Source organism: Methanobacterium formicicum, from assembly GCF_029848115.1.
Lineage (GTDB): Archaea > Methanobacteriota > Methanobacteria > Methanobacteriales > Methanobacteriaceae > Methanobacterium > Methanobacterium formicicum.
This window is the reverse complement of the sequence record NZ_JARVXG010000051.1, coordinates 93,395-100,000: the sequence shown is the minus strand read 5'-3', so window position 1 is coordinate 100,000 and position 6,606 is coordinate 93,395. Positions and strand designations below refer to the sequence as shown.

At 42.3% G+C, this 6,606-nt stretch carries 6 protein-coding genes, 1 tRNA gene and 1 other RNA gene (1 of these 8 running past the window's edge); 3 read left to right on the top strand and 5 right to left on the bottom strand.

Features of this window, described 5'->3' with window-relative positions:
- Together QC759_RS07770 and QC759_RS07765 are read right to left on the bottom strand one after the other, a co-directional pair.
- Window positions 1–1,190 carry the 5' portion of an FprA family A-type flavoprotein gene (locus tag QC759_RS07770; protein WP_048072113.1) on the bottom strand. 34 nt of this gene lie to the left of the window's left edge, so 1,190 of the gene's 1,224 nt are visible here — the first part of the coding sequence; the start codon lies at window positions 1,188–1,190; its stop codon lies beyond the left edge, outside the window.
- 200 nt (window positions 1,191–1,390) lie between these two features.
- Window positions 1,391–2,371 carry an inorganic phosphate transporter gene (locus QC759_RS07765; protein ID WP_048072112.1) on the bottom strand — a complete coding sequence of 327 codons (981 nt, stop codon included), beginning with the start codon at window positions 2,369–2,371 and terminating at the stop codon, window positions 1,391–1,393.
- A gap of 122 nt (window positions 2,372–2,493) precedes the next feature.
- Between QC759_RS07765 and ffs the strand changes: the two genes are divergently transcribed.
- The 3 genes from ffs to QC759_RS07750 all read left to right on the top strand — a co-directional run bounded on the left by ffs (window position 2,494) and on the right by QC759_RS07750 (window position 4,218).
- Window positions 2,494–2,809, top strand: an RNA gene (gene ffs / locus QC759_RS07760) — signal recognition particle sRNA.
- A gap of 186 nt (window positions 2,810–2,995) precedes the next feature.
- Window positions 2,996–3,080 (top strand) — tRNA-Ser (locus QC759_RS07755).
- A 199-nt stretch (window positions 3,081–3,279) separates the two neighbouring features.
- Window positions 3,280–4,218, top strand: coding sequence for a prenyltransferase (locus QC759_RS07750; RefSeq protein WP_279845467.1), 939 nt, complete (start codon window positions 3,280–3,282; stop codon window positions 4,216–4,218).
- 116 nt (window positions 4,219–4,334) lie between these two features.
- Here the strand turns inward: QC759_RS07750 and QC759_RS07745 are convergent, their stop codons facing one another.
- From QC759_RS07745 to QC759_RS07735, 3 genes are all read right to left on the bottom strand, one after another.
- The gene (locus QC759_RS07745) at window positions 4,335–4,814 is read right to left on the bottom strand and encodes a VOC family protein (protein ID WP_048073803.1); all 480 of its coding nucleotides are present in this window, start codon (window positions 4,812–4,814) and stop codon (window positions 4,335–4,337) included.
- Between the two features lie 19 nt (window positions 4,815–4,833).
- Window positions 4,834–5,748 (bottom strand): DNA-3-methyladenine glycosylase family protein, encoded by a 915-nt coding sequence (locus tag QC759_RS07740; RefSeq protein WP_048073802.1) that lies wholly within the window; start codon window positions 5,746–5,748, stop codon window positions 4,834–4,836.
- A gap of 93 nt (window positions 5,749–5,841) precedes the next feature.
- Complete coding sequence (locus QC759_RS07735; protein WP_052659952.1) at window positions 5,842–6,558, bottom strand: methyltransferase family protein; 717 nt, start codon at window positions 6,556–6,558, stop codon at window positions 5,842–5,844.
- Window positions 6,559–6,606 lie beyond the last annotated feature (48 nt).

Here is a 6,606-nt window from a genome sequence, read left to right as displayed (position 1 = left end):
CCTATCTGGTAGCATTTATCCAGTTCATCACTGGTGGGCACGTAGTTTATCTCGTATTTGTCCATTATTTCAAAGCCACATTTTTCCAGTGTACTTGCCACCTTTTCCACAGCCTTACCACTCCATCCTTTGGATCCGAAGGTAACTGCCAGTCGTTTAAGTCCGGTGCGCTGGAAACTCAGCCCCTCCAAGTAGTAAAGCAGGTCCCCGGCTGAGGGGTAGGGTCCGTTGAAAATAGTGGGAATCCCTAAAAGCAAGGCTTTACTGTCCAATATATCATTAACCATTTCACTACGCTCATCAGTGTGCATGAAATACATGGCCACATCCACACCCCCATTCATCAGTCCCTCGGCCAGGGCATGGGCCATAGTACGGGTGGAGTAATGCATGGTATCGTAAATAATGGTAGCCTTATCTTTGCACTGGCCAGTGGCCCAGTTGGTGTAGGCGGTGAGAATCTTACCCGGGTCTGTCCAGATCTGCCCGTGGGAAGGTGCGATCATTTTGATCTTATCTAGCAGCCCCAGTTCCTGCACCTCTTCCAGTTTACGTACCACCAGCATGGAGGCCGGTGTCACCAGGTTGGCGTAGAATTTCTGGGCAGCATTCATCAACACGTATTCTGGTATCTCATGGTCGAACCTCTGTCTAAAGCAGAGATGCTGGCCAAAGGCATCATTGGAGAACAGTATACCTTCATCCAGGAGGAGGGTGAACATACTATCTGGCCAGTGGAGCATCTTGGCATCTAGGAAGGCCAGGGTCCGACCACCCACTTCCAGGGTGTCTCCGGTTTTAACTGGACGAAAATCAGCACCTTCCAGTCCAGGATAATGCTGTTTCAGACCGTTTATGGCCACCTGGCTGCAGTAAATGGGGGATTCCGGGAATCGTTTATGGATCTCAGTTAAGGCCCCACTGTGGTCCTTTTCAATATGGTTCTGGATGATCACATCCACCTTCACTTCCCGGTTTTCCTGATTAAAGGCATCCTCTATTCTACCCCATAGCTGAGCCGAAGAACCAGGATAGGTGTTATCTATCAAGGCAACCTCATTCTCACCAAAAACTAAAAAAGCGTTGTATGTTGTTCCATTCAGGGTGTAACCATGATAATCACGGATATCCCAGTCCAGCACTCCGATCCAGTACACACCCTCGGCAATTTTCACAGTATCTGCTTTCATAGACTCATCCTCCTAACTGAATTATCACAAAATCCTAGCATCATCAAAAATTTATTAATAAATATTTGGAATTTGTATCATATATTTTTATCAACGGGTTGGTAAATCATTGGGGGACTTAAAATTTAAAACATCAATAGATAACCGGTTAATCCCTTTTAAAAATTTTAAATGACCTCACATCCCTAAATCACTAATTTTCACACCAGTAGGTTTACTAAAAGGTACAGGAAGATGGAAAGAGCAATACAGGCCGGAATAGTAATGATCCAAGTGGTGGCAATGTTTTTGATAACATCCAGTTTTATGGTTTTAGTGCCCCGGGCCAGGCCCACTCCTATAACTGTTCCTACCAGGGTCTGGGTGGGTGAAACTGGCATTCCAAGGGTGGCAAATAGGAATACAACTGATGCAGCCGATATCTGTGCTGAAAAACCCCTTGAAGGGATTAAATCAGTTATTCTTCGACCCACAGTATCGGTGATCCTACCCCCGGCCACCAATATCCCCATGACAATTCCCAGGGCCCCAATGAGTTTAAGGTCAAACCCTGCACTACCTCCAAAGGCGTAAAAGAGCACTCCGGTAGCTACGGCGATGTCTATAGCCCCTACATTAAGTGCAGCAAAGGCAGAGCTACCAATCTGAAGATAGGAGAAAACCTTTTCCAGACGACCCCGCGCTCCAATATCCCTGACTTTACGGATAAATGCATTTTTAAGGAGATAATAAATTCCGAATCCCATGACCATACCTATTAACGGTGATAAAACCCAGCTGATAAGTACAAGGCCCAGTACATTGAGATTCATACTGTTTAGCCCCACACTCACCAGGCCGTAGCCAAAAACAGCGCTGATAATGGCATCAGAACCGGATATTGGTATTTTTTTAATGATGGTGATGGTTATCCACAGTGCAGCGGCCAGGGTAATGATAAATGCCCCGGCAGAACCCAGAACATCGGCACTGATTATACCACTACCCACGGTTTTTATCACGTTATTTCCCAGGTAAAGGGCACCTAAAAATTCAAACACCGCACCTAAAATAAGAGCCTTCCTCATGGTAAGGGATCCACTGCCTACGGCAGTTCCCACTGAGTTTCCTATATCATTGGCAGCGATGTTAAAGGCCATGTAGACACTTATCATCACGCCTATAATGAGAAGCCACTCCATGCTATAACTATGATGCAGATGGTTGAAATAAGTGATGAGAAATTAGGGGGATAAGAAGGGTTACCTTATAAAATACCCTGATGATTTGATCGTAAGGTTAAAATACCATCATCACCAACATTAACTGGGCTAGACTGGAGGGTCAGGGGTCCTCTGTAAGCGCACATCCCCTATACGGTGCAGTCGAAGTTCAAGGGGCGGCAGTTTAACTGGGTGTTGGCCCAGGATCTCAACGTAGAAACCTCGTCCCGCAGGATTAGTGGTGGCAGAGTTCTGGCTGGAGGGCCAGAATAAACTGTCTTAACTAAGGGAACGGGTCAGGTCTGGAAAGAAGCAGCTCTACCTTAAACAGCTGATGCTTGTGGAGCAACGGGGCGGAGTTGGAATTCTGGATCACCAGCATTCACGAGGGCTGTCCACCCTTGAACACGCCCATTTAAACTTATAAGATGAGTATCCAAACAGTTTAATGGGTATTCAGCTGAATATTCCAGTATTTAACTGGAAATTCCAAGTTAGTTAAAAATTGAGGATGAAAGTCTGCCTTTAAATACTAGCTTAAACCTTTAAATACTAGATTAGACAATGTTTTGATTACCCACTTTTTTAAATACCTAAATCAATGCAGGGGTGGCCCAGCCTGGTACGGCGTGGGACTGCTAATCCCATGATCCTTTGGATCTCGCGGGTTCAAATCCCGTCCCCTGCGCTTTAATCATTTCACATTTATATCATATATGTAAGTTTTTTTATTTTCATTATTAAAATCAGATTCTTAGAATTTCAGCGTTAACAGTTATTATTTAATTCACAATGGTTTTATGTCCTTTATTTTCAGTGGTTAAATAGAGAAAATAATAAGAACATTCTGATACAATTAATAAATATAATTAAGTTTACCATATTTTTTGGGGAATAGGGGGGTAAGGGCGATTTGGTTAAGAAAAATAGGTTTAATCCTTAAACTTGGGCGTTTACCGTTTCTTTTATTTGGTTTTCTCTGTTTTAGCACTGGAGCCCTGCTGGCAGTTACTTTAACCACACCATTTTCAGTGGATAGGTTCTTAGGGGGATACGCAGTTTTATTATTGGCCCATCTATCTGTTTCCTACACCAATGATTACTGGGATTTTGAGGTAGACCACTACAACCAGCCCACTCTTTTTGCCGGGGGAAGCGGCGTCTTAATTCAAAATCCGGAGCTCCGGCCTTTTGCCAAAAATTTTGGAATATTCTTAATCTTATTGTCCTTATCTCTGGCTGTGGTTTTTTCTTATATTTATTCCTCGGTAACATTCCTTTTAATTGCTCTTTTAGGAAATTTATTGGCCTGGTACTACTCAGCCCCACCATTGAAACTATCTTACCGGGGGTTAGGTGAAGTGGCAACGGCGTTAAGTGGATTTATCCTTCCGGCAGCGGGTTACGTGGCAATTTGCGGATATTTAGATTTAAAAATAGTTCTCTTTACTATACCCTTTGTTATTTTTATGACTAGCTTTATTCTAAGCGTGGAAATACCGGACATGGAAGGTGATGGGAAAGGCCATAAAAACACGTTTATAGTGAAAAACGGGAGAAAAAAGGGTTTTATAATGATAGGTCTGGTTGGAGTTATGGGTACCCTATCACTCCTGTTACTATCCCTTTCCAGTCTCTTCCCCCAGATCAACTTCCAGTTACTGACTTTGCTATCACTGTTCCCCACACTGGTAGGTTTATACCTTCTCCTCCGGCGTACCTCTAAAAAGGAAAAGGCAATTCACCTTGTAAATATAAACATCCCGATTCTGGTGATTTTCATAACTCTTTTTAATCTTTATTTCCTTTCAGGAATCATATCCTGAGCCCTATCATTAATTAAGAACTAGTACACAAGTGTAAGTCTCTATTTTTGATTTAGATTTATTTTCACCAATATTGGTTTTATTTTAGATATAGAGTTATTTTCATCATTAGGGGGTTATTTTTGATCTAGAACCATTTTAACAAATTCCACTGGTACAGAAGAACGTTCAGCTATCTCTCCGGTGGAAAGGCCCTGACTGGCAAATCTGCGCACCACAAATTCCAGGGGTTCACCCACCTCAATGATGTAACCATCCGGGTCATAAAAACGCATAACCCTCTGCCCCCAGGGCTGTTCCTGGATCTTGTGGACGAATTTAACATTAACTGACTCTAATTTTTGGCATATCTCATCCAGATCCTCAGATTCGAAGTATAACTCCATAAACAGTTTAGGGGTAGTGGTGTTTACCAGTGAAGATTCTCCCAAAAGCCCCTGGTAATGTTCCCGGTCATGGATGGCAAAACCACCCTTAAAGGCCACGTTCGCCCCGTGATCCATCTCCACTTCCTGGGTCATGATTTCTTCATAGAATTTTCGGGATTTTTCCAGGTCTTCCACGGTGATCAGGGGACAGATATATTTTAACTCCATTTTATCATCCTTCATTACTCTAATTTATCTTCATTAATTCAGCCACAATCAAATAATAACTGGCCAATCCCTTCCATTTCCCCCATGAACTGGCAATATCTTGGACATCCTGCTGGGATACATTATCCCGATGATAATACTGGCCTATAATCCGTTGCAATCCCACGTCATCTGCAGGAATAGCATCTAATCTTCCCAAACCACGTAAAAGGGACATTTCAGCGGTCCACAGCCCAACACCCCTAATAGAGGTCAGTGTTTCTATCATTTCAGTGGTACTACTCATTTTCCGGATATGTTCTAAATCTAAATCCCTATGGACTATGTCCAATGAGATGTCATGAATATACTCCGCCTTTCTAGAGCTCATGCCGCATTTACGGAGTTCTTCCAGATCCAAATGAGCCAAGTCTTCTGGAGAGGGATAGGAATAATAATCCTGGCCATAAAGATGAACTGACGAACCAAACTGTTTTATGAAACGGTTCCCTATACTGTGGGCTGCAATCAAGGATATCTGCTGTTCCAGAATGGAATCTACCAGAGCCTCAAAGAGCGTGGGAGTGGAAGGATTTTTAAGACCGTAAAGTCGGTTTGTAATGGGGGATAAAATATCATCGGATTTTACCTGTTCATAAAATGGTTTCAGGTCCAATCCCAGATTAAAAATCCGGTGAACAGTTGTAGGAATTGATTTAAGAATATCCGGAGACAGTTCTTCCTCTGATTCCACACTCACTGCCAGTTCCGGATCATCCACCGACCCTGCAGATTCAATATAAAGGAGCAGCGTAACCTCATCAACGGTAACTGCCTGCCAGAAATGATTATTGGCATATTTTTTTATACTTTTATCACCATTGGAAAAAATCCTGCAACTAAGATCAAAATCAAAAGGTGCCTGAGCCTTAATATTGAAAGTTGACTGATACATTTTCATCATTTCCCCATTTTTTTATAGTTCTCCTCATTTTAAATATGATCTGCCCCATTGATTCTCTGATCCGTTTCTTTTAACTTATCTGTATTACCAGATTAAGGGAAGTAAACGGTAGCGAGTTGTTTTAGTGTATTCTTTATATCCTGCTAACTCATTTTGTAGGGTGCGATCCTCTAATGCTGTACGGATAACCAATATAATGGCTATTAAAGTACTGGGTATAAGACTCCACCATGAACCAAGAATCAGGGATGTGGATATAATGGAAATAATTCCCGCAGCATATCCGGGATGACGAACCACACTGTAGGGGCCAGATTGGCAGACTTTCTGGTTTTTTTGGATTAGAACGGTGCATTCGAAGTAGGAATTTACACTTATTGCCTTGAGAGAAACGTAAAAAGCAAATAAAATTGTAATGAGACCTAAGAAGGTTAACCATACTGGCATGGTTGACCAGTGATAACGCACGGCATCCAACCCGGCAATGACCAGGATCAAATAACTTAACGGCAAGTAAGAAGCAGCATAGATTTTGTCAAAGAATTTGGTGCCTTCTTTAATGAATTTACCACGTTCATTGAGTAATCCGGGGTTAATCTTCATTAAAATTAGAATATAGGCAATTTCATAAGTCAGGACAAGGATGAAATAGATCCATCCATTCACCCAGTAAACTGTGCCTGCTGAGGACATGAGAACTGGTAAGGAAAGGATAATAAAGAAAAAATTCACCACTATGCCCCTTCGGCCGTATCGGTCTAAACTGGAATTTGTGATGATTTTTGTGGTAGAAGTGGGCATAAAATTCCTCTAATACCCTTATAATTGCCTATTCCGGCAATGCATTTA